This is a genomic window from Novacetimonas hansenii JCM 7643 (assembly GCF_000964405.1).
GTDB classification, from domain to species: domain Bacteria; phylum Pseudomonadota; class Alphaproteobacteria; order Acetobacterales; family Acetobacteraceae; genus Novacetimonas; species Novacetimonas hansenii.
Genome location: NZ_BANE01000434.1, coordinates 1 through 293 on the forward strand (window position 1 = coordinate 1; position 293 = coordinate 293).

Genomic DNA, 293 nt, shown 5'->3' on the forward strand with positions numbered 1-293 from the left:
CGGACGTTGCGGGCCTGCAGGGCCAGGGTGACGATTTCGCCTTCGAAGCCTTCGCCCACCTTCTTGAAGGAACCGATGTTAGCCATTGTCGTATCTCCATGCTGTTATCGGGCCGCGACCACCGTGGCCTCGATGGCGATCGACCAGCCGGAGGCGAGCGGCAGAGCACCCTTCAGGGCCGAAGCGCAGCGGAGGACGGCAGGGCCCGAACTTTCTTGTCTCGCGAGGAATGACGGCGCAGCCGTCAGGGGAAGAAAGTTCTGGAACGCCGTTGCGGCCAGCCGATCGAGGCG

At 64.5% G+C, this 293-nt stretch carries 1 protein-coding gene and 1 pseudogene; both read right to left on the minus strand.

The genetic code is table 11. The features are described from left to right. Nucleotides 1-86: pseudogene (locus tag B7G66_RS18880) on the minus strand (DUF736 domain-containing protein); the annotation flags it as partial. Nucleotides 87-104: 18 nt separating this feature from the next. Continuing rightward, nucleotides 105-293: hypothetical protein (locus tag B7G66_RS18575; RefSeq protein ID WP_048859452.1), on the minus strand; the 189-nt coding region annotated here is incomplete at its 5' end.